The sequence below is a fragment of the Larkinella arboricola genome, assembly GCF_003259745.1.
GTDB classification, from domain to species: domain Bacteria; phylum Bacteroidota; class Bacteroidia; order Cytophagales; family Spirosomataceae; genus Larkinella; species Larkinella arboricola.
Genome location: NZ_QLMC01000004.1, coordinates 477,888 through 503,559, shown reverse-complemented (window position 1 = coordinate 503,559; position 25,672 = coordinate 477,888). Strand labels below are relative to the sequence as shown.

General features: G+C 53.2%; 18 protein-coding genes. 9 read left to right on the top strand and 9 right to left on the bottom strand.

Annotated features, from left to right (window positions below; genetic code table 11):
* Positions 1-7 precede the first annotated feature (7 nt).
* From LX87_RS17780 to LX87_RS17755, 6 genes are all read left to right on the top strand, one after another.
* Positions 8-1,756 (top strand): sodium:solute symporter family protein, encoded by a 1,749-nt coding sequence (locus tag LX87_RS17780; protein ID WP_111629604.1) that lies wholly within the window; start codon positions 8-10, stop codon positions 1,754-1,756.
* A 36-nt stretch (positions 1,757-1,792) separates the two neighbouring features.
* Positions 1,793-3,838, top strand: coding sequence for a glycoside hydrolase family 2 protein (locus LX87_RS17775; RefSeq protein ID WP_111629603.1), 2,046 nt, complete (start codon positions 1,793-1,795; stop codon positions 3,836-3,838).
* Complete coding sequence (locus LX87_RS17770) at positions 3,813-6,089, top strand: FAD-dependent oxidoreductase (protein ID WP_111629602.1); 2,277 nt, start codon at positions 3,813-3,815, stop codon at positions 6,087-6,089. The genes LX87_RS17775 and LX87_RS17770 overlap by 26 nt, the downstream gene beginning before the upstream one ends.
* A gap of 296 nt (positions 6,090-6,385) precedes the next feature.
* Positions 6,386-6,940: a peroxiredoxin gene (locus LX87_RS17765; RefSeq protein ID WP_111629601.1), complete on the top strand. Its 555-nt coding sequence runs from the start codon at positions 6,386-6,388 to the stop codon at positions 6,938-6,940.
* Positions 6,941-7,035: 95 nt separating this feature from the next.
* Complete coding sequence (locus tag LX87_RS17760; protein WP_111629600.1) at positions 7,036-7,626, top strand: carboxymuconolactone decarboxylase family protein; 591 nt, start codon at positions 7,036-7,038, stop codon at positions 7,624-7,626.
* 158 nt (positions 7,627-7,784) lie between these two features.
* The gene (locus LX87_RS17755) at positions 7,785-8,789 is read left to right on the top strand and encodes a cytochrome c family protein (RefSeq protein ID WP_111629599.1); all 1,005 of its coding nucleotides are present in this window, start codon (positions 7,785-7,787) and stop codon (positions 8,787-8,789) included.
* A 69-nt stretch (positions 8,790-8,858) separates the two neighbouring features.
* Here the strand turns inward: LX87_RS17755 and hemH are convergent, their stop codons facing one another.
* Positions 8,859-9,923, bottom strand: coding sequence for a ferrochelatase (gene hemH / locus LX87_RS17750; protein WP_111629888.1), 1,065 nt, complete (start codon positions 9,921-9,923; stop codon positions 8,859-8,861).
* Between the two features lie 218 nt (positions 9,924-10,141).
* On the opposite strand from hemH, the gene LX87_RS17745 reads away from it, so the two are divergent.
* Positions 10,142-11,077: a hydrogen peroxide-inducible genes activator gene (locus LX87_RS17745; RefSeq protein ID WP_111629598.1), complete on the top strand. Its 936-nt coding sequence runs from the start codon at positions 10,142-10,144 to the stop codon at positions 11,075-11,077.
* Here LX87_RS17745 and LX87_RS17740 read toward each other — a convergent pair.
* From LX87_RS17740 to LX87_RS17725, 4 genes are all read right to left on the bottom strand, one after another.
* Positions 11,074-12,342 (bottom strand): DEAD/DEAH box helicase, encoded by a 1,269-nt coding sequence (locus LX87_RS17740; protein ID WP_111629597.1) that lies wholly within the window; start codon positions 12,340-12,342, stop codon positions 11,074-11,076. The two genes, LX87_RS17745 and LX87_RS17740, sit on opposite strands and share 4 nt — an antisense overlap.
* Before the next feature lie 56 nt (positions 12,343-12,398).
* The gene (locus LX87_RS17735) at positions 12,399-13,481 is read right to left on the bottom strand and encodes a complex I subunit 1/NuoH family protein (protein WP_111629596.1); all 1,083 of its coding nucleotides are present in this window, start codon (positions 13,479-13,481) and stop codon (positions 12,399-12,401) included.
* A 166-nt stretch (positions 13,482-13,647) separates the two neighbouring features.
* Positions 13,648-13,908 carry a hypothetical protein gene (locus LX87_RS17730; protein WP_111629595.1) on the bottom strand — a complete coding sequence of 87 codons (261 nt, stop codon included), beginning with the start codon at positions 13,906-13,908 and terminating at the stop codon, positions 13,648-13,650.
* Positions 13,909-13,923: 15 nt separating this feature from the next.
* Positions 13,924-14,889, bottom strand: coding sequence for a lytic transglycosylase domain-containing protein (locus tag LX87_RS17725; RefSeq protein WP_229310711.1), 966 nt, complete (start codon positions 14,887-14,889; stop codon positions 13,924-13,926).
* Between the two features lie 212 nt (positions 14,890-15,101).
* On the opposite strand from LX87_RS17725, the gene LX87_RS17720 reads away from it, so the two are divergent.
* Entirely contained in the window at positions 15,102-16,706 is a 1,605-nt protein-coding gene (locus tag LX87_RS17720; RefSeq protein WP_111629594.1) for a sensor histidine kinase, read from the top strand.
* Between the two features lie 66 nt (positions 16,707-16,772).
* Here LX87_RS17720 and LX87_RS17715 read toward each other — a convergent pair whose 3' ends face one another.
* Positions 16,773-17,729, bottom strand: coding sequence for a lytic transglycosylase domain-containing protein (locus LX87_RS17715; protein ID WP_262511088.1), 957 nt, complete (start codon positions 17,727-17,729; stop codon positions 16,773-16,775).
* 261 nt (positions 17,730-17,990) lie between these two features.
* Positions 17,991-20,123, bottom strand: a complete 2,133-nt coding sequence (recQ, locus tag LX87_RS17710) for a DNA helicase RecQ (protein ID WP_111629593.1) — start codon at positions 20,121-20,123, stop codon at positions 17,991-17,993.
* Positions 20,124-20,463: 340 nt separating this feature from the next.
* On the opposite strand from recQ, the gene LX87_RS17705 reads away from it, so the two are divergent.
* Positions 20,464-22,374, top strand: a complete 1,911-nt coding sequence (locus LX87_RS17705) for a S9 family peptidase (protein WP_111629592.1) — start codon at positions 20,464-20,466, stop codon at positions 22,372-22,374.
* A gap of 37 nt (positions 22,375-22,411) precedes the next feature.
* Here the strand turns inward: LX87_RS17705 and LX87_RS17700 are convergent, their stop codons facing one another.
* Together LX87_RS17700 and LX87_RS17695 are read right to left on the bottom strand one after the other, a co-directional pair.
* Entirely contained in the window at positions 22,412-23,500 is a 1,089-nt protein-coding gene (locus tag LX87_RS17700) for a cytochrome-c peroxidase (RefSeq protein ID WP_229310709.1), read from the bottom strand.
* A 477-nt stretch (positions 23,501-23,977) separates the two neighbouring features.
* Positions 23,978-25,654 (bottom strand): RagB/SusD family nutrient uptake outer membrane protein, encoded by a 1,677-nt coding sequence (locus LX87_RS17695; protein ID WP_111629591.1) that lies wholly within the window; start codon positions 25,652-25,654, stop codon positions 23,978-23,980.
* Positions 25,655-25,672: the final 18 nt, after the last annotated feature.

Here is a 25,672-nt window from a genome sequence, read left to right as displayed (position 1 = left end):
AATCGGCATGAATACAACCATAGATACCCTCGTTATCCTCGTTTTCTCGGCTTTCGTGCTGGGAATCGGGATGCTGTTTGCCCGGACCGGACGCAACCTGAAGTCGTTTTTCGCGGGCGGTGAAGCCGTGCCGTGGTTTATCGGCGGCTTGTCGCTGTTCATGAGTTTTTTCTCCGCCGGAACGTTCGTGGCCTGGGGCTCCATTGCCTACAAACACGGCTGGGTGGCCATTACCATTCAGTGGACCATGTGCATCGGCGCGCTGGTAACGGGTCTGTTTCTGGCTCCGCGCTGGAAATCCACCGGGGCACTGACGGCTGCCGAGTTCATCCGCGAACGGCTGGGTACCACCGTCCAGAAAGTCTATATCTTCATTTTCACACTGGTTTCGCTGTTTATCAAAGGCTCGGTCCTCTATCCGGTAGCCAAACTGGTCAGTTCATCGCTGAATCTGCCGCTGGTACCCTGCACCATCGGTCTGGGTATTTTCATGATTGCCTACACCGCCGTTGGTGGGCTGTGGGCCGTGATGGTTACCGATATTTTGCAGTTTGTGGTGCTGTCGGCTGCGGTGTTCATTCTCCTGCCGCTTTCGCTGGACCGCGTAGGCGGTTTTGACGGTTTTACCAGTGCCGTTCCCGACGACTTTTTTAACCTGCTCAACGGTGAGTATACGTTTGGTTTTGTGATGGCTTTCGTGATTTATCACATTTGCTACATCGGCGGCAACTGGACGTTTGTGCAGCGGTATACCAGCGTTGACAGCCCGAAATCGGCCCGAAAAGTGGCGTTTCTGTTTGCCGCCCTTTACCTCGTCAGTCCGGTGATCTGGATGTTACCGCCGATGATTTACAAAGCCATCAACCCCTCACTGACCGGTCTGGATACCGAAAACGCCTACCTGATGATTTGCAAGCTGGTCTTGCCGCCGGGGTTGCTGGGCCTGATGCTGACGGGTATGTATTTCTCTACCTCGGCCAGCGCCAACACGGCTTTGAACGTGGTTTCGGCGGTTTTTACCAACGACATTTACAAAGGACTCATCAACCCGCTGGCATCGGATAAGCAACTGATGCGGGTCGCGCGCGGTTCTTCGTGGTTCTTTGGAATTGGCATGATTATCATTGCGCTGCTGGTTCCGGCGGCTGGCGGAATTGTTGAGGTGGTGCTGAGCATTTCGTCCATCTCCGGCGGTCCGCTGCTGGCTCCTCCTCTCTGGGCCCTGTTTTCCAAGCGTTTGACCAGCAAAGCAACCCTCTGGATTACGGGTATTGGCCTGACGGTCAACCTGTTTTTCAAGGCCATTTCGCCCTGGCTGCTGGATTTCAAACTGACGCGCGGAGCCGAAACCATCATCGGGGTTGGCCTGCCGCTGCTGCTCCTGCTGGCCTACGAACTCTGGGCGGCCCGCCGTTCGGCGCATTCGCGCAACGAGGTAGCCGCCGAAGAACTGACGTATCAGGCCGCCAAAGACCAAAAGCGGGCTAATAACACCGAAAATGTGAGCCTTGAAGAAGCCATCGAAGTAAAGAAACAAAACCGCTTTGGCTTGCGGATTATTGCCGTATCACTGGCGTTTACGGCGGTGATGCTGTTCGGCCTGAGTTTCCTAACCACGCAGGGGGCGGGTATCACGGCGGTCATTTCGGGCGTCGTTTTAGTAGCCTCGCTGATTCCCTGGCGGGCGTCACGGCGCGTTCAAATTCCCACGACCCAGCAACAGCCCGAGAGATTTGCGAATTCAAATCACGACTAATTCGGGCATAACACGATCATTCCCCTTGATTTTCCTATGAAACCTATACACAACCTGATCCTTTTATTGTTTCTGCATCTAACCACGGTTTCCTTCGGGCAATACACCGTCCGTGATCCGAAGGCCATTCCGCTGAACGGCGAGTGGGTCTTTGCGATGGACCCGAACGAGGTGGGCGAAACGGGCAAGTGGTACCGCGAGGACGCCCCGCTCAATCGCTGGAACAAGGTCACCGTACCGCACTGTTTTTCGACCGACCCACGCTACCAGTTTTACACCGGAACCGTCTGGTATCGACGCACATTTCCCTGGCAACCGACCACGGGCAAACGGATTATTCTGCACTTCGACGCGGCTTATTACGAAACCGTCGTCTGGCTCAACAACCAGAAAGTTGGTACGCACGAAGGCGGGTATACCCCCTTCCATTTCGACATTACCGATTATCTGAAAGCGGGCACCAACACCATTGCCGTTTCGGTCAACAACAACACCTGGCGCACCGGCACCATTCCGGGAGCGAAAGACAACAACCAGCCCAACGACCCATTTCCCGGCTGGATCAATTACGGCGGACTAATTCGCCCCGTTTACCTGACCGTCGAACCCGCGGTTTACGTCGAAAACGTCAAAGTAGAAGCCACGCCCGATTTGGCAAAGGGAACGGCCACCCTGAAAGTCAAAACCCGGATTCGCAACACCACCGGACAGGCAACCGCCCCCAAACTGGCTTTCCGGCTCGAACAAACCGGCAAAACCGTCAATGTTACCTGGAAACAACAGTCCGGCAGCACAACGAATCAAACCACGGTTTGGGAAGCCGAAACCAGCCTGAAAGCCGCCGATGTAAAGCTCTGGAGCGTTGACCAGCCGACCTTGTACGACCTTCAGGTTGTAGCCGCAACCGACACCGTCCGCACCCATTTTGGTATCCGGAAAGTAGAAGTAAAGGGAACGCAATTGCTGCTCAACGGCCAGCCGATCAAGGTGGCGGGTGGCAACCGGGTAGTCGATTATCCGACCCTGGGGTCGCTGGAACCGGACTGGCTGGTGGAAAAAGACCTGCGACTGATGAAAGAAGCGGGCATGGAACTGCACCGGCTGACGCACTACACTCCCGCCGAAACCGTCTACGACTGGGCCGACCGCAACGGTATGCTGATTATCACGGAAGCCGGAAACTGGCAGCTCACCCCCCGGCAGATGGACAACGACACCATTCGCACCAAGTTCCGGCAGCAGTTTCGTGAGATGGCCGAGCGCGACTGGAACCACCCGAGCGTGATTGCCTACAGCGTGGGAAATGAATATCTTTCCGAACAGCCCGCCGGGCAGCGCTGGACCAAAGACATGATTGCCTACGCCCGCGAACTCGACCCCACGCGGCTCTACACCTTCGCTTCCATGCGCCTGAATATTCTGCCCAAAAAACCGGAAGACGAAGCCAGCCAGTACTGCGATTTTATTTCGACCAACACCTACGGCAACCACGCCACGGTTCTGAAACACATTCATTCGCTGTACCCCGACAAGCCGATTTTCATCAGCGAGTACGGCACCCGCGCAGACGGTAAAGATGGCGAAACGGGTCAGGTTACGCACATTGAAAAATTCCTGAGCGACATCCGGCAATTACCGTACGTGATCGGCGCGTCGTGGTGGTCGTACAACGATTACCTGAGTCGGCACGACGGCACAAATCCGGACGGCACCCGTCCCTGGGGCCTGGTTCGGCACGACCGCTCGAAACGGCCTTTGTATGATGCCCACCGATCTGGTATGGCTCCCGTAACCGTCGAAAAACTCAGTTGGACACCCGGCCCGGAAGGGGTGCATCAACTCAAACTCCGGGTTACGGCCCGGAATGATTTTCCGGCGTATGCCATCCGGCAGTACCAATTAAAAACGGGCACGTCAAGCCTGCGCATTCCTGACCTGCAACCGGGGCAAACGGCTGATTTCACCCTTCCGGTCAGCGGTTTTGACAAAACCATAACCATCGAAATATTAAAACCAACGGGCTTTTCTATTCTAGCACAAACGATTGATTTAACGAATGATACGCGAACAAGCAACCGATAAACGAACGCCTAAAACCGTCCGGCACGATGCTGATTTGATTGTGGTAGGCGGAGGTCTTTCCGGCACCTGTTGTGCCGTAACGGCGGCCCGCGCGGGGACCCGCGTTGTGCTGGTGCAGGACCGGCCCGTGCTGGGCGGCAACTCGTCCAGCGAAGTGCGGCTATGGGTGCTGGGGGCCACCTCCCACATGGGCAACAACAACCGCTGGGCGCGCGAAGGCGGCTTTATTGACGAGGTTTTACTGGAAAACCTGTACCGCAATCCCGAAGGTAATCCGCTGATTTTCGATACCATACTGCTCGAAAAAGTGATCAGCGAGCCCAATATTACGCTCCTGCTGAACACGGCGGTGTATGAGGTTGAGAAGTCGGGGCCGGAAACCATCAGCGGGGTAAAAGCTTTTTGTACGCAAAACAGCACAGCGTACGAACTGACGGCTCCGTTGTTCTGTGATGCGTCGGGCGACGGCGTTATGGCGTTTCAGGCCGGGGCGGCTTTCCGGATGGGCGCCGAATCGACCGAAGAATTTGGGGAGAAGTTTGCGCCTACGGCAGAGTACGGCGAATTACTGGGCCATTCGCTCTATTTCTACACGAAAGATACCGGTAAACCCGTGCGGTTTGTGCCACCGGCCTACGCATTGCAGGATATTACCAAAATTCCGCGTTACCGACGGTTCAACGCCAAAGAATTCGGCTGCCAGTTGTGGTGGATCGAGTACGGCGGGCGGCTGGATACCGTTCATGATACCGAAACCATCAAATGGGAACTCTGGAAGGTGGTATACGGGGTCTGGAACCACATCAAAAACTCCGGCCAGTTTCCCGAAGCCGAAACCATGACGCTCGAATGGGTCGGGCAGATTCCGGGCAAGCGCGAAAGCCGTCGGTTTGAAGGAGACTATATCCTGAAACAGCAGGATGTAGTCGAACAGCGGACGCATCCGGATGCGGTGGCGTTTGGCGGCTGGTCGCTGGATCTGCACCCCGCCGACGGTATTTTCTCCGAAAAGCCGGGTTGCAACCAGTGGCACAGCAAAGGGATGTACCAGATTCCATACCGTTGTTTCTACAGCCGTAATGTCAAAAACCTGTTTATCGCCGGACGGATCATCAGTGCTTCCCACGTGGCCTTTGCTTCGTCGCGGGTGATGGGAACCAGCGCCCACGGCGGGCAGGCGGTGGGCATGGCTGCTGCCCTGTGTACGCGCGACGGCCTGCTTCCGCGCGATTTGACCGAACCCATCCGGATGCACGAGTTGCAGCAGGAACTGCTCAAAACCGGTCAGCACATTCCGGGTCTGCACCTCTACGATGGCTCTGATCTGGCCCAAAGCGCAACCCTGACGGCTTCCAGCGAATTGATCCTGACTGAGTTTCCCGCCGATGGGCCGCTAACACCGCTCACGTCGGCGGTGGGTCAGATGCTGCCCTTACCCACCGGGCCGGTTCCGCAACTGACGGTCTGGGCCAGCGCCGATCAGGACACGACCCTGACGGTTGAACTGCGCCGGAGCAGCAAACCGGAAAACCATACGCCGGACGTGACGCTCCAGACACTGACGGTTCCGGTCCGGAGAGGTCAGCAGGAACTAACGCTGAATTTTGACGCAATGATCGAAGAGCCAGCTTACGTGTTTGTCCTGTTCATGAAAAACGAGCACGTCCGGCTGCAATACAGTGAATTACGGGTAACGGGCGTTTTGTCGGTTTTCAATAAAGTGAACGCGGCTGTTTCTAATTTTGGGAAACAGGAACCTACCGAAGATATTGGCGTAGAAGCATTTGAGTTCTGGACCCCCGAGCGACGACCCAAAGGACAGAATCTGGCGATGAAAATTAACCCCGGTATCGCCCTGTTTGGTGTCGAAAACCTACGGAATGGTGTGCAACGGCCCACCAATCAACCCAACGGTTATGTCGCCAACCCGACCGACCCGAATCCGACGGTAACGCTAAGCTGGCCGGATGTGCAGCGCATCAGCCGCGTGGAACTGTTCCTCGACGGTGATTTTGACCACCCGCTCGAAACCGTCATCATGACGCACCCCGAAACAGAAGTGCCCTTCTGCGTGCGCGATTACCTTCTCTGCAACGACCGTAAGGAGCGTGTTTTCCAGAAAACGGGTAATCATCAGACCCGCAATACGGTTTATTTTGAGCAACCCATCGAGTCCTCCAGTCTGACGATTCATCTGAAAACCGTGAACGGAGCGGCCCCGGCGGCTCTGATGGAAGTCCGGGTTTACTAAAATCTTCATTATTCTTTCAGGATCGGATATGATTTTGTCAAAACGGCAAGTCATATCCGATCTTGCTATTTTCATATTTCACTAAAATACATATTACTATTACCATCTGATATTGTCTTATTCTTAACTATGATCAGATGAGATAGCCCGAAATGGGCCTCATCAGGTTATTTGATGAGATTTATCATCAGTTTTATCTATATTAAATCAATAAATCCAATGAGGTTGGCATCCATTTTCTTCCCATTTTTGTCAGGAAATTATTTGCAGACAACCTGTATAAATTACTTCAAACTATGAAAAATCATATTGTATCCGTAGGTTCACAGTTTCCAGAATTCAAAAAGCTGGCGGTTGTTTCCCTGGAGAAAGGCAACGAGTTTTATGAAGTTTCTTCCGACGACCACAAATCGGCTGGCAAATGGCTGGTGATGTTCTGGTGGCCGAAAGACTTTACGTTCGTTTGCCCGACCGAAATCGCCGAGTTCAATAGCAAATACGAAGACTTCGCCGACCGCGATACCATGGTGATCGGTGCTTCTACCGACAGTGAGTTTGTTCACCTGGCATGGCGTAAAAACCACGATGATCTGCGTGGTCTGAAATTCCCGATGCTGGCCGATACGTCAAAATCACTGGCCGAAGAGCTGGGCATTCTGGAAGCGAACGAGAAAGTGGCTTACCGTGTAACGTATATCGTTGATCCTCAAGGCATCGTTCGTTGGGTATCGGTTAACGACCTGTCGGTTGGCCGGAACGTGAACGAAGTGATCCGCGTACTGGACGCGCTGCAAACCGACGAACTTTGCCCTTGTAACTGGGTAAAAGGCGAAGAAACGCTGAGCGCATAATTTTAATTTTGAAGGAGCGAATGATAGAATGAGTGAATACTTTCTCCAGAAGCCACCATTCTATCATTCACTCATTCTATCATTCAAAATTGAATATGACCACTTCGATCCAAAACGAAACCATTCTGTCGCTGCTGACCAATCTGGGACTGGATACGACGGCTTCTTATCCGACGCTGGAAACGCTCGGGCAAGTTGACCACCGGTACCTGCGCGATCTGAAAATTAACCTCGGCAACGTTCTGAATAGCAGCCAGAATCTGACGAAGAAAGAAACCAGCCTGCTGGCGTTGTCGGTTGCGGTCAACGAAAAATACCAGCCGCTAGTCGATAGCTTTTCAGCCCTGGCCCGTCAGGAAGGTGCTACGGATGCCGAAATTGCCGAAACAGTTGCCTGTACTTCGTTGTTAAGTACGAACAACGTTTTCTATCGCTTCCGGCATTTTACCGGAAAAGATTATTACCAGCAGACGCAACCCGGTATTCGGATGAGCATCATGATGAACCCGGTTCTGGGCAAGGAGTTTTTCGAATTGATGAGCCTGGTTGTTTCCGCCGTCAACGGTTGTGAATTGTGCGTTCGCTCGCACGAAGAAAGCGTGCTGAAACATGGCGCTACAGAAGCACGGGTTTTCGACGCCATCCGCTTAGGTTCGGTTGTCAAAGGCTTAATTACCGTTTTATAAGAGATAAATTACACTTCATCGACAAACCGGCAGGGCTTTTCAAGCTCTGCCGGTTTTTTTGTGACCAAAAAATAAAATAGAGACGATAATGCTACACAGCAATAGCCTTAACTATCTCAAATGGCGTAATTTATATACTTCCTCTTTATAACCATATCATGAAAAAAGTCTTCAGAATCCTGGGCATTATTGCCGGCGTCGTTGTCCTACTGATTGCCGGTAGTGTTGCTTACATCAAAACGGCCCTCCCCAATGTGGGCCCCGCGCCGGAACTAACCATCCAGGCCGACTCCGCGCAAATTGCCCGGGGAAAATACCTGGCCAATCACGTCGCCGTTTGTATCGACTGCCACTCCGAGCGCGACTGGAAGATAGTTGGCGGGCCGCTCGTGGCCGGAACGGAAGGAAAAGGCGGGGAACCCTTCACCCGCGACATGGGCTTTCCGGGCAGTTATTACGCCAAAAACCTGACGCCCGCCCACCTGAGCGGCTGGAGCGACGGCGAAATTTACCGCGCCATTACCACCGGGGTCAGCAAAGATGGAAACGCCCTGTTCCCGGTGATGCCGTATCGGAATTACGGGCAGATGGATTCGAACGATATCAAGGCCATCATTGCCTATGTCCGGACGCTGAAGCCCATTGAAAATCCAGCGATTCCAGCGTCGCAATCCGATTTCCCGATGAACCTGATTATCAACACGATGCCGACAAAATCAGAGGGCAGCAAACGGCCAGAACCGGCGGATTCGGTGGCTTACGGGAAGTACATGCTGACGTTTGCCGGTTGTGGCGAATGCCATACGCCGGTCGATGAAAAAGGTCAGCCGTTGCCGGGCATGACACTGGCCGGTGGCCGCACGTTTGCCATGCCGGTTGGCACGGTTCGTTCCGCTAACCTGACCGCTGATGCCGAAACGGGCATTGGACGCTGGACCAAAGAAGCGTTCATCGCGCGGTTCAAGGCGGCAGAAAAAGATGACTTTACACATCCGGCGACGCTCGAACACGCCGAATTCAATACACTAATGCCTTGGCGAATGTATGCCGGGATGAGTGAGCAGGACCTGGGAGCGATTTTCACCTACCTGAAAACCGTAACCCCGGTGAAAAATAAGGTGGTGCTGTTCACCCCAAGGGGCAAAGAAATAGCCGTCCGCTAAAACAAAAGACCCGCTTCACGGCGGGTCTTTTTTATTTCTTTACGAACAACAACGTTCAGGGCAGTTCAATCACCCCGCCTTCTTCACCAAATCCACCAGCAGTTCAATCCAGATGGGGCTGTCGTTCAGGCTTTCGACCAGTTGCCAGCGTTTGCCGCCATGCTTCTCGAACAATTCCTTGTATTCCTCCCCCACTTCAATTGTCGTTTCCAGACAATCGGCCACAAAGGCGGGTGAAAAAGCCAAGACGCTCCTGATGCCTTTTTGCCCCAGTTCCTGAACCACATCTTCGGTATACGGCTTAATCCAGGGATCTTTGCCTAGCCGGGACTGGAACGTGGTGGTGTATTTTCCTTCCGGAATACCGAGTGCCCGCACCAGCAGCCGGGTAGTTTCGAAACACTGCGCCCTGTAACAATACTGGTTCTGGGGGTGGAGCGACGAACAGCAGTCACCCAGCTTGCACACCGTGCCGGTCACATCGCCTTTCCGGATCTGACGCTCGGGCAAACCGTGGTAACTAAACAGGTAATGGTCAAACGATTCCTTATCCATGTAGGGGCGGGCGCGCTGCGCAAACCCTTCAATAAACTTCGGATGATCCAGAAAACTGTTGGTGAACTCAATTCGCGGAATAATCTGCCATTTCCCCACAATTTCCATTACTTTTTCGTAAACCGAACCCGTGGTGGCAGAGGCATACTGCGGGAAAAATGGGATGACTACAATGTCGGTTAAACCCAGTTTCTGAAATTCGGAAAGACCGGCTTCGAGGCTGGGATTCTGATACCGCATGGCCAGTTTCACCACGTAATTGTCGCCTAATTGCCTCTGAAGTTCGCGCTCAACAACCTCTCCGTAATACTTCAAAGGGGAACCCTTCTCGGTCCAGACTTCCCGGTACACCTTCGCGGATTTGGGCGCCCGGAAGGGAGCAATAATGCCGTTGACCAGTGCATACCGCTGAACATACGGAATGTCAATCACCCGTCCGTCCATCAGAAATTCCCGGAGATATTTCCGAACGTCCGGCACCGACGGGCTATCAGGCGTTCCGAGGTTGACGATTAGAACGCCGGTTTTGCCGATTGATTTTCGGGCAGCCGGAGATTGTTGCAAGACAGTGACATCCATACCGGGTACTTCCATGACAAAATAATAAGTTAGTAGATCAAAATTACAACGGAAAACCGTATAACTTCAATCAATATCTTTTATTTTTACATCGATAATATTTATGATCGTTAGAGGACTTTGATGGGCGGTCTGCTTACGAAGCGCCTATTCTTTATAGTCTGCCAAGAACTATCTTGGATCATACGATCTATTCTAGCCATTCAACCACTCCGTTAATGACCCTTTCGCAGTTAGATTACATTGTTGCCGTTGACACCCACCGCCATTTTGCCACAGCCGCTGAACATTGCCACGTCACCCAGCCAACGCTCAGCATGCAAATTCAGAAACTGGAAGACGAACTGGGTATTTTGCTGTTCGACCGCTCCAAGCAACCCGTTGTGCCTACCGAAACCGGCCAAATTATTCTGGAGCAGGCCCGTGAAGTCCTGCGGGCGGCCCGACGCATTCCGGAAATTGTCAAAGAGTCGCGGGAAGATTTCAGTGGAGAACTCCGGCTTGGCATCATCCCAACCCTGGCACCTTATCTGCTTCCGTACTTCATCGGCCCGTTCATCGATCAATATCCGGCCGTAACCGTACAGATTCAGGAAATGATGACGGAACAAATTCTGGAACGGCTTAAAAACGGTTTAATCGACGTAGGCATTGTGGTAACACCGCTGGATGAAAACGGTTTGCTGGAAATACCGCTATTCTACGAACCTTTCGTCCTCTACGCGGCCAACTCGCACCCGCTTTTTGAGAAGCCCGCCGTTTGTTCCACCGATCTTCAAACCGACGGCTTGTGGTTATTGACCGAAGGACACTGCTTTCGAAATCAGGTAGTTAGCCTCTGCGGGGCTGACAAACGCCAGAGTGGCAGCCAGCCGCTCCGCTACGAAACGGGTTCGCTCGAAACCCTGATTAAACTGATTGATAAACAGAACGGTTTTACGCTCCTGCCCTATCTGGCAACGCTCGACATGGACGATACCCGTAAAGCCCGCATCCGGCCCTTTGAGGCTCCACAACCGGTGCGGGAAGTCAGTCTGGTAACGCATCGCAGCTTTCTGAAGCGGAAGCTAATCGATGCACTCAGGCATGAAATTCTGGCTCATTTACCTGCCGAACTGACCACGAAGAAAAAGAATACCGTCGTTCAGATTTAGCGACGGCTAAACCGGCGACGATTACCGTTTCGGAAATCGTTGCTGGCTGTTTCACTTCGTTTTTCGGAACGGTTGCCCGGCGTTTGCGAACGGGTTGGCTGCTCCGGCGATTCAATGGCCGGGGCCGTTCCCAACGGATATGGATGGTTATCCACCACCGGAATGGCCTTGGCAATCAATTTATTAATGTCCCGCAGGTATTCTTTCTCTTCCGCGTCGCAGAATGAGAACGCAACTCCATTGTTACCGGCACGGCCCGTCCGGCCAATCCGGTGAACGTAGGTTTCCGGCACGTTTGGCAGTTCGTAATTAATGACGTGTGAAAGCTCTTCGACGTCAATGCCCCGGGCGGCAATATCGGTAGCGACCAGCACGCGGGTCTGCCGGGTTTTGAAGTTGGACAGGGCGCGTTGGCGGGCGTTTTGCGACTTATTGCCGTGAATGGCTTCGGCCTGAATCCCGGCTTTTGCCAGATCTTTGGCCACTTTGTCCGCTCCGTGTTTGGTGCGGGCAAACACCAGCGCCGAACCAATCTTTGGATCGTTCAGCAGGTGAATCAGCAGCCGTTTCTTGTTGGCTTTATCCACAAAATACACGGCTTGCTTCACGGTTTCGGCGGTGGATGAAACTGGTGTCACTTCCACTTTAGCCGGTTTTCTCAAAATGCTATCGGCCAGTTTAGCTACATCCGGCGGCATGGTTGCCGAGAAAAACAGCGACTGGCGCTGCGAAGGCAACTTGGCAATCACTTTTTTAACGTCATGCACGAATCCCATATCCAGCATCCGGTCGGCCTCGTCGAGCACAAAGAGTTCAATCGTGCGCAGATCAATAAACCGCTGGTTCATCAGATCGAGCAGACGGCCCGGCGTGGCAATCAGAATATCAACACCGGCTTTCAGGGCCTGCGTTTGCGCGTGTTGCGAAACGCCCCCAAAAATAACGGTATGGCGCAGGTTCAGGTATTTTCCGTACGCCGTAAAGCTTTCGCCAATCTGAATGGCAAGTTCACGCGTAGGCGTCAGAATCAGGGCTTTAATGGGGCGCTGACCGCGTTCGCTGCCTTTCTGTTCGCTCAGAATTTGCAGAATCGGAATGGCAAAGGCGGCTGTTTTACCGGTACCGGTCTGGGCGCAACCCAGCAAATCCCGGCGGTCGAGCAAAATGGGAATGGCTTGTTCCTGGATAGGTGTGGGAGTGGTATAACCTTCGGCGCTCAGAGCCTCCAAAATGGGCTCAATGAGCGGTAATTTCGTAAAAGACATGTGTTGAATTTAGGTACTTATATCTGTACAACTATTTTAGGACAAATAAAGTGCCATTAAATCATCAACAACCGCCAAACGCCGGAAATCAACAGCAGAACCAGGCCGATGGGCGTCAGGACTTTCCAGCACAGGAACATCATCTGATCAACCCGCACACGGGGAAACGTCCAGCGGACCCACATCTGCAACAGAATTGCCAGCATGGCTTTGGAAAACAGCCAGAAAAAGCCGGTGATGTTACCCCAGGCCGTGCCCGGCAAACCGCTTGTCCAGTCGGCCAGCCGCAGAGGCCCCAGATTGGGTAAGGGCGTGTTCCAGCTTCCCAGAAACAAAATAGCGCCCAGAAACGACACCAGCAACATCATGGCATATTCCGACAGCATCAGTAGCGCAAACCGCATTCCGCTGTATTCGGTGTTGTAACCACCCACCAGTTCCGATTCGCCTTCGGGCAGGTCGAAGGGCGCACGATTGCTCTCAGCCAGGGTGGTAATGAAGAAAACGATGTAAGCAATTAGCAGGAACGGGTTCCGCAGAATGTTCCAGCTAAAAATACCGCCCCAGTTGGTGACATCGATATTCAGAAATTTCAGGCCAAACAGGTAATTGGTTTCTTCGGCATAAATGCCCTGCTGAAAGCTCATATCCTGCAAATTCAGCGTCTGCCCGATCATAACAGCGCAGAGAATGGTCAGGCCAAGCGGTATTTCGTAGGAAATAATCTGGGCTACCGAGCGCATCGCCCCCAGGAGTGAGTACTTGTTGTTGGAACCCCAGCCCGCCATCATAATTCCAATGACATCAACCGACACAATTGCCATCAGGTAGAAAACCCCCACGTCGGTTGTCGCGCCCTGCAAATCAGGTGTAAGCGGCAGAACGGCATACCCGGCAAAGACCGACGCAAAAATCACCATCGGAGCCAGCAGAAAAAGCCGTCGATCGGCGGCTTTGGGCACAATGTCTTCTTTCTGCATCAGTTTGAGCAAATCCGCAATCAGTTGCAGCAAACCGTATTTCCCGACCTCCATCGGACCAAGCCGGTCCTGAATAAAGGCCGAAACTTTTCGTTCGAGGTAAACCCCTACCACAACGAAACTAACCGCAAGCACTAAAAAAATGGGAAGAGCGAGCATATACGAACCCACGGACTGAAACCCGTGTTTGAATCCTGAGCATTGGCGACTTTTCTGGCTTTGGCCGAAAAACCGTATTGGTTGCCAAAGATAGGTACGTCTGGCTAATATCAGGATTAAAGTCCGTGGGTACGCCAAACATTTCTGCCAAATCGTCTAATTTGACTCACAGCACCTTCCAGCCCACCGTCCAGGTCCGGCCACCCGGTTTGAGCTGATCAGCTTTGGGAAGCGGCACACCCGCCAGACCGGTCTGCGGATTCAGGCAGATCAACGTCACACTGTAAGGCTGCTGACCGGCGGCCGAAACCAGCTTGACGGACCGCAGGAAAAGCTGCCCCGAACGCTGGTCCACATCGTCAACAATGGCGTATAACAGGTCGTTTTTGCCTAATTTCTGGTCCCCGATCTGCGCCCCTTCTGTCAATCGGAACTGCCACGTTTACCCGATAGCGATCTTGCCCGGTTTGACGAGTTCGGCCTGCACGTCGCCTTTGAACAACGTAGAGGCAACGGGTTTGGGTCGTGACAAAGCCCCCAGCAAACTATCGACCGAAGCACTTTCAAACCGCAGTTCCAGGCTTTCCTTCGGCTCGATGGCAAAACCGACTGGTTCCGGCTCTTCAGCCGGAATGATGCCCCGCGCAATGGCTTCGGCCCGTTCGCGTTCGTAGGAGTTTACCGATGCCATCAGGTTACTGGTCAGGTACTGCCCCGGAAACTGGAAAAACTCCTTGACGGCCACGATCTTGTAGAGGTAATCGCTCGTTTCCTGATTCATTGACAGAAAGTAATAATTCGTTTCGTGCTGCTTTTTCATGTGCGACTGCATGCGGCCAATGCCCCCGTTGTAGGCAGCCGCCACCATCGTCCACGAACCCAGGTTGCGATACAGAATCCGCAGGTAACGACAGGCCGCATCGGTCGATTTGAGTAGGTCTTTTCGTTCATCCACTTTATCCGTCAGTTTCAAACCCAGTTCCGTGGCGGTTTCGGGCATGAGTTGCCAGTAGCCCAGCGCGCCCTTGTGCGAAATGGCATCGGCCTGCAAGCCACTTTCGACCACCGCCAGGTATTTAAAATCGTCGGGAATCCGGTATTTTTTCAGAATCGGTTCAATGATCGGGAAATACTGTGCAATGGCCCGACGGCGGAAGTTCATCAGGTATTGCTGAGACGACACATTCCGCATCAGCGCCATCGATAAGTTGTGTGCCACCGCCCCGCTTTCTACCGGAACGGGTTCTCCGCAAAAATTAATACCCGCCGGTTTGGGTATCGAAGCCGTTCGAACCGGTAATTTGCGCACTATACCACCGGATTTACGCTGGGCCAAAGCCGTAGTGGCAACCGTACTACTGAAAAAGCTGATAAGGATAATCGAAAAGAAAAAACGTTGTTGATGCACGCCCTAAAACCTTGGTTTTCACTACAAAACGCTCACAAACCGTGATGTGTTCCGGTTAGACGGAGATTTTGAAAAAAGGTCACTGCCAGAATCGATAAAAACCGGACATTTTCTGCCCGTTATGTTGAAATACTCTGTCTATTAATTTTTAGAATCAAATTTGACACAAAAGCTTGCTTCTTGTAGTTTACCTACCGGAAGACGAGGACACTATGACTACCCCCATCAGGAATACAACCGCCGAAAGGCTACCGACTCAACCACTGCGGGAGCCGAGTGCGATGATGCAGGCCGTTATGGATGCAGCCCGGAACTGCCTTGTCTATTGCGTGGCGGTTCGGGATGAACAGGCCCAAATTATCGATTTCAGCTACCAGATCGTTAATCAGAAAATGGTTGAGCTTATGGGGCTCGAACGGGATCAACTCATTGGTCAATCCCTGACCCACCTGTTTCCGGAGGCCCGATCAAGCGGTCTGTTTCAACGGTACGTTAATGCCATCGAATTACAACAATCCCAGGTGGTTGAATTTTCTCACCCGATCAATAACCGTATTACCTGGTTTCTGATTACGGCGACACCGTTGTACGACGGCCTGGTGCTTTCCTTCGAGGATATTTCCGACCGGAAGTGGGTCGAACAGATGCAACAGGAGCAGGCCGAACGTCTTCAGGCCACGCTGGACGCTTCGCTAAGCAGCATCATTACCATGCGGGCCATTCGGGATGAAAGTGGGCAAATTATTGATTTTCTGATGCAGACCGCCAACCGGGCCGTTGAACGGGATTTGTTTCTACCCCCTAATGAAATTACCGGGCACCGTCTGCTGGAAGTTTTTCCCGGCAATATCGAATCCGGCTTATTCAACTTTTATAAGCAGGTTACCGAAACCGGTGAAACGGATCAGACAACGCAGTATTACACCGATGAGAACGGTCTGGAAGCCTGGTTTACCGTAGCGGCTGTTCGGCAGGGACCCGATCAGATTGTGATTACGTTCATGAACATCACCGAAAGCAAACTTCAGGAGCTTCAGTTGAAAAAATCCAACGAAGACCTGATCCGGTCGAACGAAGCCCTGGAACAGTTTGCCTATGCGGCCAGCCACGATTTACAGGAACCACTGCGAAAAATCCGGGCGTTTTGTGATCTGCTGCGCGAAAAGCTCGGCGTTCAGCATGACGACAGCGTCGATCTGATCCAGCGTATGCAGTCCGCAGCCAGCCGGATGTCCGATCTTGTGGCCGATCTGCTCACCTATTCGCGGCTTTCAACGCAGCAACCCGAACCGGTTCCCATTTCCCTCAACAATCTGATCAGCGATGTGCTGACGGATCTGGAATGGGCGATTCAGCAAAAGAAAGCGGTGATTGAAGTCGATTCGCTCCCGACCATCAAAGGCAATATGAGCCAGTTGCGGCAACTGTTTCAAAATTTATTGAGTAATGCCCTGAAGTTTTCGTACCCCGAGGTGCCGCCCCACGTTCGGGTATCGTTTCGGGAAATCCGGTTGGGTGAATTACCAGCAGGACTGAGTTTTCCGGTGTTGCCCGTTATCCTGGAACCTTTGCAAAAAAGCGTCCGATTCTACGAAATCAGCATTCAGGATAATGGGATTGGCTTCAAACCCGAATACCGTCAGCAGATTTTCAGGGCATTCCAGCGTCTGCACAGCCAGAAGGGGCCGTATTCCGGTACGGGCCTGGGCCTGGCTATTGTCAAAAAGGTTGTCGAGAATCATTACGGTGCCATCATGGCCGAAAGTCAGGAAGGTCAGGGAGCACTTTTTCGAATTTACCTGCCTATCAGTCATTAAGTTGTTACGGGTGGAAACGACAAAAAGGGGCGCTAGCGCCCCTTTTTGTCGTTGATCGGTGAAACATTACACCCAGTCCCAATCGAACAGGGGTTGAATTTTACGTCGGGCGGCCAGAAAAACCTGGTACAACCGCGACCGGCGGAACCGCAATACCCGACCACCCAGCAAGGCGGCTGCGGACATCGGCGCATGACCGGGCGATGTCATCATCGAACCCGAATCTTCAGCCGACCCATCGCCACCCGTCGAACCGTTGATAATCTGCGCCAGAGCTTCTTCCAGTAGATTCCGGCTCCGGGGACCCCAGGTTGGCTCGGGTTCAACACCCGGTTCGGTGCTCTGCCGAACAAACGGCATGACCCCCGGCTGAAAACGCTCGCCCGGCAACGGCTTGGTCAGGTCGGCCAGCACGGCCGGATGCAGCATATCGCTGTACATGCGCGGACGCGTCAGCAATTCTTTGTACGCCAGAACCCGGTACAGATACGTGCTGGTTTCCCGGTGGAGCCGCAGATTGTAATAACTCCGGATACCCTGCTGGTCGATGCGTTTCTGAACGTGGGTAACTCCGCTGTTGTAAGCAGCCGCTACCAGCGTCCAGGAACCCAATTCACTGTACAGCTCGCGTAGGTACAGACAGGCCGCAACGGTCGATTTTTGCAAATCTCTCCGCTCATCCCGGCCCGCTCTGACGATTAGCCCATAGTTCCGGGCGGTCTGGGGCATCAACTGCCAGTAGCCCCCCGCCCCTTTAGGCGATGTGCTTGACCCTGACAAATCACTTTCGGCCAGTGGCAGATACTTAAAATCCCGGGGAATTTTGTACTTGGCCAGGATAGGCTCAATGACCGGAAAAAAATGAACCGCTCGTTTACGAAGCCGGAGCAGATAATCCCGGTGACGGGATTGTTGTAATAAAACTGTTACCCAGCGACGGGTAACTTTAGATTGTCTAAGGGGAACAGACTCCCCGCAAAATTGGACCGGCTGTAAACTTTGGATGGTCGCGGTTCCAGGCAACCTTACACTGACGGTGCCATTGGAATGGGACGTGAACTCTCTTGAATGAACGTCCTTCGCCGTCGCGAAATTAAGGCTCGACAGCAGCAGAATTACACTCGCTTTTTTTATCAAAACAGACTTGGTTGTTGTTTACGTCAACACGACGGTCACGGATTAATAAAAAGACATTTATACGAAGCTAGTTGATTTTCTGCACTTTACCAAATAGCGGTTCTATAAAAATTACTAAACGGCCTTCCTACTAATGCCATAGACCATTCAGAGAATGCGCCCCATCAGGGCCGCCACAATCCGGATTTTAGCGTAGTCGTACCGGCCCTGAAGCGCGTCGTAAATTGGCTTTAACGCGCTGTTTTCCACCCCGGCACGGGCAATGGCGCGTTCGATATCCAGGCGTTCGGCGGTGCCAATAAGTTCGGCCAGATCGACCTCGTATCCGTTGTCCGAAAGGTAGATCAGATGCGAGGCAATGGTGGAGGAAGAAAGTTTTCGCTCCTGGGCAATTTCATCAACCGTCAGCCCTTGCAGGTAGAAATCATACGTCAGCAGATGCGTCGCACCTTTCAGGTTGGTTCCCTCCCGTGCCTGTTCGGTCAGAAACGCAGCAATGGCCTGCATAAACGGTTTGCCGAAAACCTGTAATTTCCGGTCGCCAACGCCACCAACATTTCGGAACGCTTCGGGCGTCGTGGGCCGTAGGCGGCTCATTTCTTCGAGCGTCGAGTCGGTAAAGATCACATACGGCGGAACATTCTGTTCGTCGGCCAATTGTTTCCGCAGTTGCCGCAGCCGCTCGAACAGCCCGTCACGCGCCGTCTCTGTTTTGGTTTTCGGTTTTTGTTCGGCTTTGAGCTGGGCCGCATCCTCCGGTTTGATTAATTGGATTTTTCGATTCTGAAACAAGACCGCATCGGCCAGAATACCCCGACGCAGGAAATAATGATCGTCGTAGGCAACTTCAATCACGCCGATGTTGATGAGTTGTTGCAGATAACTCCGCCACTCATCGAATTTCAGATCGCTGCCCGCGCCGTAGGTTTTAATCAGATGGTAATTATTTCGCAGGACCGTCTGGTTCCGCGATCCGCGCAGCACGTCAATCAGCGTGTTTACAGGTACCTGTTCCCTCAGCCGTACCAGTGCCGACAGGGCTTTCTGGGCCAATACCGTACCGTCGAATGTCACGCGCGGATTTCGGCACACATCGCAATTGCCGCACGCTTCCGAAAAATCTTCGGAGAAGTAACTCAACAGAATCTGCCGCCGGCATAAGTGCGCTTCGGCGTATTGCTGCATCCGCTCCAGCTTGGCCATTTGCAGGCCCAGATTGGCCGGTGCGTTTTCGGACAGCATTTCCTTCCAGTTGGCAACGTCGGCAAAGCTGTAAAACAAAACCGTCTCGGCAGCCGAACCGTCGCGCCCGGCCCGCCCGATTTCCTGGTAAAAACTCTCCAGGTTTTTGGGCATGTTATAATGAATCACCCAGCGCACGTTGGATTTGTCGATGCCCATCCCAAAGGCGATGGTCGCGCACATAACCCGTACATCGTCGCGCACGAACTCTTCCTGCGCCTGCGCCCGGCTTTCCGCGCTCATCCCGGCATGGTAGTAACCGGCACGGTAACCTTTTTCCTGCAACTTAGCCGCCAGGCTTTCCGTCGATTTACGGCTCTGGCAATAGATAATCCCCGACTCATCGGGCTTCTGGGCCAGAAACCGCTCAATCTGCTGCATCCGTTTCAGGCCGGGCAAAACCCGCAGGCTCAGGTTAGGACGGTTGAAGGAAGCGATGAAAACCGCCGGATCGTTCAGGTGCAGTTGGGTAATGATGTCCTGCCGCGTCAGTTTGTCGGCGGTGGCCGTCAGGGCGACCACGGGCACATCGGGAAAATGGTTTTTCAGCAGGTTCAACTGGGTGTATTCCGGGCGAAAGTCGTGTCCCCAGGACGAAATACAGTGGGCCTCGTCGATGGCAAAGAAACTGATTTGCAGGGTATTCAGAAAAACAAAAAACGACTCCGACAGCATTTTCTCGGGCGAAACGTAGAGCAGTTTCAAGCGACCGGCCTGACACTCCTGCTCAATCTCGCGCTGCTCCTTGCTGCTTTGTGTGCTGTTCAGGTAAGCCGCCGAAATACCGTTCAGCAACAGGGCCTCGACCTGGTCTTTCATGAGCGCAATCAGGGGCGACACCACCACACAAACGCCCGGTTTCATCAGCGCCGGAACCTGAAAGCAAACCGACTTGCCCCCACCCGTCGGCATCAGCACGAGCGTATCACGCCCGTCGAGCAGCGTCCGGATGATGTCTTCCTGCATGGGCCGGAACCGGTCATAGCCGTAGTATTGCTTCAGAAAATCAACCGGTTGCAGTGTTGCTGTTTCGTTCATTGTATCTTGTCTCTAATCTTACCCTCCGGCGGGCCGCTGCTGCCAGAAACACGTTGTAGACGTTTTCGGCTACCGTTCGTCACACCCCATCCCCAGAACGCCGAAGAACGTTCCCATCCATCATTTCGTCAAAGAACGTGAAGTGTGCCGGAGTGGCTTCAGGAGGTTTCACTCATTAAATTCAGTTTTCAAAAATACGAAAATCGGCCCGCTTATCCCACCAAACCGGCGATAAACATCCGGTCCAGCCGGGTAAAACAGCGCGGGGTATTCCACCTAAAAATTCCGGATTATCCGTAAGTTTGAGGCACCAACACTTCTCAATCTTTCCGAAACTCGCATGAAAAAAATAAGCTTGATGGGCAGTCTTCTGCTGCTATCGCTGAGCACACAGGCGCAAACTCCGCTCACCCCCGAACAGCTCTGGAAATGGGGCCGCGTATCAGGGCTGGGCATTTCAAAAGACAAACAGTCGGTCGTTTATGCGGTCAGTACGCCCAGCGCCGAGGAAAACAAAAGCGCGCGAAAACTCTACAAAATACCGTTAACCGGCGGCCCGGCGGTGGAAATTGCCAATGCCGATGAGCTACTGCTCAATTCCCGGATTTCGTCGGATGGCAAACACATCATCAGCAGCGAAGCCGTGAAGCTGGAGGACATCACCAGCGTCGATAAATACCCGGACCTTAAGAAATCAAATGCGTACGTTTATAATTCGCTGAATTACCGCCACTGGGACACCTGGGAAGACGGCAAATACGATCACGTTTTTGTGGCTCCACTGGTCAACGGGAAAGCCGGAAAGGCCAAAGACATCATGCCGGGCGAGAAGTTCGACTGTCCGCAAAAACCGTTCGGGGGCGATGAGGACTTTATCTGGCACCCCGACGGCAAACGCATTCTGTACGTCACCAAGAAAAAAGCAGGAACGGACTACGCCGTCAGCACCAATACCGATCTGTACGAATACGATCTGGCCACCGGTACGACCAAAAACCTGACGGAAGAAAACAAGGGCTATGACGTTAGCCCCGAGTACAACGCCAAAGGGCAACTGGCCTGGCTGCAAATGAAGCGCGACGGTTATGAAGCCGACAAGCAGGATATTGTGGTCATGAACGGCCCCGCCAAACTCAACCTGACGCAGCAGCGCGACGATATTCACGTCAACAGTTTTAAATGGAGCCAGGACGGAACGGCGCTGTTTTTTACGTCGGCCGTCGATGGTACCATCCAGCTCTTTAAAGTGACGTATCCGGGACTGACTAAAATGATGCCGGTGATTACGCAGATTACCAAAGGTGATTTCGACATTACGGGCATCATCGGGCAGGCTGGGAACACGCTGGTCGTTTCCCGGACGGACATGAACCACCCGACCGAACTCTATACCGTTGATCTGGGCAATGGGTCGCTGAAACAACTCACGCACGTCAACGACGCGGTTCTGAAAAACACCGGTATCTGCAAAACCGAGCGCCGGATGGTCAAAACCACCGACAACAAGCAAATGCTGGTCTGGGTGATTTACCCGCCGGGTTTTGATGCGTCCAAAAAATACCCGACACTCCTTTACTGCCAGGGTGGTCCGCAGTCGGCCCTGACGCAGATGTATTCCTACCGCTGGAACTTCCAGTTGATGGCATCACAGGGCTACATCGTTGTGGCTCCAAACCGTCGGGGGATGCCGGGGCACGGCACCGAATGGAACGAGCAGGTCAGCAAGGACTGGGGCGGACAGGTTCTCAAGGATTACCTGAGCGCAATTGACGATGTGGCGAAAGAACCGTATGTGGATAAAAACCGGCTCGGCTGCGTTGGTCCGAGCTTCGGCGGGTACTCGGTGTATGCGCTGGCCGGGATGCACGACAAACGGTTTAAAACGTTTATTTCGCACGACGGTGTTTTTGATTTCCGGAGTATGTATGGCACCACCGAAGAATTGTTTTTTGTCAACTGGGATTTCGGCGGACCGTATTGGGACCAGAAAAACAAGGCTGCCCAGCGTACGTATGAACAGTCACCGAGCAATTTTGTGGATAAGTGGGACACCCCGATTTTCATCATCCAGGGCGGCAAAGACTACCGGGTTCCCATCGAGCAGGGCCTGCAGGCTTTCCAGGCGGCTCAGTTGCGCGGCATCAAAAGCAAACTGCTTTACCTGCCCGACGAAAACCACTGGGTGCTGACGCCACAGAATGCACTGGTCTGGCAGCGGGAATTTTTCGCGTGGCTGAAAGAGACGCTGTAGCAAAAAAGGGAATGTGGAGGAAAAGGACAAATTACCGTTACTCCACATTCCCTTTCACCTTCAGCCCGCTGGGCACGCGGGTTGGAACGGTTTTGTCGAACGAATCGTCGTTGAGCGTGTTCAGGAATTCAACAATTCCGGAAATATCCCGGAAATTCACGTCCATTTTTCGGGCCAGCGGGTCCATCTGGCTGGCGGTCACGTGCGGATTTTCTATTTTCCCGCCCGCCACATCTTCATAAAACAGCAGCACCTGATCCAGCGTAGCAAACCGCCCGCTGTGCATGTAGGGGGCCGTATACCGCAGGTTGCGCAGCGACGGCGTCCGAAACGCATAGTTGTTGTGAACACCCGCATCCGATTCCTGCCGGTTCTGGGTGTCGGGCACCCCCAGCGTATGCAATTTAAAGTCGGACAGCATCGGGCCGTTGTGGCATTTGGCACAACCGGTTCGTAAAAACAGATTCAGGCCGTCTTTTTCACTCAGCGAAAGCGCATTACTATCCCCCCGCATGTATTGATCAAACCGCGACTGGTTCGCTACCAGCGTCCGTTCGTACGCGGCAATGGCTTTCGCCAGATTGTTCGCGTGTACGGGGTTTGTCTCTCCCGAAAACACTTCGCCAAACCGCGTCTGGTATTCCGGAATGTTGCGAATCCGGGCAATGACTTCATCCAGAATGGTCTCCTCCGTATACGCATGACCCCGCATTTCTTCCAGGGTTTTAATCGGGATCAACGCCTGTTCTTCCAGCCCTTTGGCCCGTAAATCCCAAAACATGGGAGCCAGAACGGGATTATACTCACCGTGGTTGGTGATGCCGTTGAACGCGGTATTCAGGATAGACTGCGAGTTTCGCTTGACAAACGGAATGGAGTTGGGCGTTCGAAACTGCCGTTTGCTGCCGCTCCCGGTTCCGTTCACCCCAATCGATGTTTCCAGAAATTCGGCGTAATTGAAATCCGGCTGATGGCAGGTTGCACAGGCCACATCCCGGTTGCCGGACAAAATCGGGTCGTAAAACAGCAACCGCCCCAGTTCCACTTTCTGCGGGTTCGTCGGATTATCCGGCGGATCAATCACCGATTCGGGCAGGGCACCCAATACGTCGATGGACTCAGACACTTTCTTCTCCTTCCTTTTCCGTGTTTCGCCTTCGTCACCGCATGACATCGAGACCAGGAGAACAAGACTCAGAATCGGTAGCCGAAAAAAGAGGAAGGAAAAACACTTCATGAAAACCAGAATACAACACCAATAAAAACGATTGACGTTTAGCTTTACGGCCAACCGGGTCTGCACCGTTACGAAATTAAGAATAATTTAGTTTTTTATAAAAATAATACTTCATTTTCCCAAGCCGTTCGGTTTCCATCGGAATGAACAAAGGCGTTCCCGGGTTTTCTTCAGGTTGGGCGCGATCTTCGCCGTGGATGCTGCGACTGGGTACTGGAAACAGCCAAAAGAAAAACGTTTCAGGGTTCTAACAATAGGATTCGACGGGTTTGCCAATTAGAAGAGATTACCAAAAAAGCGAGGTCTCCGACGGCTTACAACCGGCAAAGACCTCGTTCTGCACGTCTTCAGTAGCTCAAAACGGATTTACCAGCCCGGATTCTGCGGGGCCAGATTCGGATTGAGCGTCAGTTCCTGCGACGGAATCGGATAGCGGTACATTTTGTCGTCCCACGTCCGGCTGGTGATGTTGTTGTAGGTCCGGATGTAGTTGTTGGCGTCCACCACAATATTAGCGACCTGCGTGGCCGGGTACATCGCCCGCATTGCGGGCGTCAGCTTCATGCCCAGAACGGTTTCGGGATTTTCGATCAGCTTACCGGCTTTCCAGCGCAGCAAATCATCCAGCCGGAAACCCTCAGCGGCCAGTTCGATGCGCCGTTCGCGCCGGATTTCGTCCAGCAGGGCGGGCAGGGCCGGAAAGTCGGATTTTGGATCTTTCGGGACATTCACGTTCAGGGGCGGCATGGCCACCCGCGCCCGGATTTTGTTGATCGAGTTGTCCAGCACCGCCTGATCCGCCTGCCCCAGTTCGGCCTTTGCTTCGGCGTAGACCAGCAGCGTTTCGGCATACCGGAAAATAAACAGGTCCAGTGTTGACTGATTGGCGTTCCACTGCGCCAGGTCCGGCGAGCGGCCTTTGATCACCTGATAGCCCGTCGGGGCCACGCTGGTGCCGATTCGGGGCAGGTTGATGGTATCGCGGGTGCCGTTGGCATTGACTTGAAACACAAAGCCCCGGGTGCCGATCAGCTGCTTGAACCGCGGATCGCGGTTGGTCGCTTCCTCTTCCAGCGTGTTGTCGCCTTTGTACAGCGGACTCAGGCTCGTCGGCAAACCGTCTTTCGACAGGAAGGCCCGCGCGAAGTTTTTGCTGAAACCCGTACCCGATTCGCCCAATTGCCGCGTCAGGTTGTGCATCAGCACGTCTTTCAGGTAGCGCATGGGCATAATGGCTTCCGGATTGCTCTGTAGTTCTTCCTGAATAAACAGGTTGTAGTAATCGGTATTGGGATTGCCGGTTGTCCAGATGCTGTACAAACCCGAATTCATGATCAATTCCGATGCATTGACGGCTTCCTGCAAATACGGCTGGTGGTCGCCCAGCGCGTGGTATTTCCGGAAAGTACCTTCCCACAGACAGATGCGGGCTTTCAGGGCCGCGGCCGCATATTTGTGCAGGCGGTTGGCTTCGGCATCTTTAGGCAGGGGCAGATTTTCAACGGCAAAGTTCAGGTCCACCAGCACCGAATCCATCACTTCCTTATGCGGGCGCTTGGGGTCGGTCAGTTCTTCCGACACGTCGGTTAAATCTTTGCTGAGCCACGGCACATCGCCAAACCGCACCACTTTGCGCCAGTAGTTGTAGGCCCGGAAAAACCGTACTTCGGCGGCATACCTGTTTTTCACGGCGGGAGCCGCATCGGCCCGCTGGTAACGGTTCAGGAAATAATTAGCGTTGCGTTCGTTGGTCCAGGTCCAGCCGCCCTCCGAAGCTGTAACCGGCACCACATACAAGCCCGACAGAAAACTGTCGCGGTTATTGGGCACAAAATTGTCAGATGCATTTTCGGACAGGCTCGTCTGAACAGGTAGTGATGGATAAAACTGATTGGCGTAGAGTTTCAGGTCGTTCTCGTTTTTAAAGAACGTCTGCTCGGTCAGGGCACTTTGCGGAAACCGGTCCAGGAAATCCTCCCGTTTGCAGGAAAGGCCCACCAGCGCCAGCATCAGGAAATACAGAATAGATTTATAGCGAAACATGACGGTATTGCTTTTCGT

Bases quoted from the DNA above. Each gene is read 5' to 3' on its own strand.
- LX87_RS17780 (WP_111629604.1), top strand. From the start codon at position 8: ATGAATACAACCATAGATACCCTCGTTATCCTCGTTTTCTCGGCTTTC.
- LX87_RS17775 (WP_111629603.1), top strand. From the start codon at position 1,793: ATGAAACCTATACACAACCTGATCCTTTTATTGTTTCTGCATCTAACC.
- LX87_RS17770 (WP_111629602.1), top strand. From the start codon at position 3,813: ATGATACGCGAACAAGCAACCGATAAACGAACGCCTAAAACCGTCCGG.
- LX87_RS17765 (WP_111629601.1), top strand. From the start codon at position 6,386: ATGAAAAATCATATTGTATCCGTAGGTTCACAGTTTCCAGAATTCAAA.
- LX87_RS17760 (WP_111629600.1), top strand. From the start codon at position 7,036: ATGACCACTTCGATCCAAAACGAAACCATTCTGTCGCTGCTGACCAAT.
- LX87_RS17755 (WP_111629599.1), top strand. From the start codon at position 7,785: ATGAAAAAAGTCTTCAGAATCCTGGGCATTATTGCCGGCGTCGTTGTC.
- hemH (WP_111629888.1), bottom strand. From the start codon at position 9,923: ATGGATGTCACTGTCTTGCAACAATCTCCGGCTGCCCGAAAATCAATC.
- LX87_RS17745 (WP_111629598.1), top strand. From the start codon at position 10,142: ATGACCCTTTCGCAGTTAGATTACATTGTTGCCGTTGACACCCACCGC.
- LX87_RS17740 (WP_111629597.1), bottom strand. From the start codon at position 12,342: ATGTCTTTTACGAAATTACCGCTCATTGAGCCCATTTTGGAGGCTCTG.
- LX87_RS17735 (WP_111629596.1), bottom strand. From the start codon at position 13,481: ATGCTCGCTCTTCCCATTTTTTTAGTGCTTGCGGTTAGTTTCGTTGTG.
- LX87_RS17720 (WP_111629594.1), top strand. From the start codon at position 15,102: ATGACTACCCCCATCAGGAATACAACCGCCGAAAGGCTACCGACTCAA.
- recQ (WP_111629593.1), bottom strand. From the start codon at position 20,123: ATGAACGAAACAGCAACACTGCAACCGGTTGATTTTCTGAAGCAATAC.
- LX87_RS17705 (WP_111629592.1), top strand. From the start codon at position 20,464: ATGAAAAAAATAAGCTTGATGGGCAGTCTTCTGCTGCTATCGCTGAGC.
- LX87_RS17695 (WP_111629591.1), bottom strand. From the start codon at position 25,654: ATGTTTCGCTATAAATCTATTCTGTATTTCCTGATGCTGGCGCTGGTG.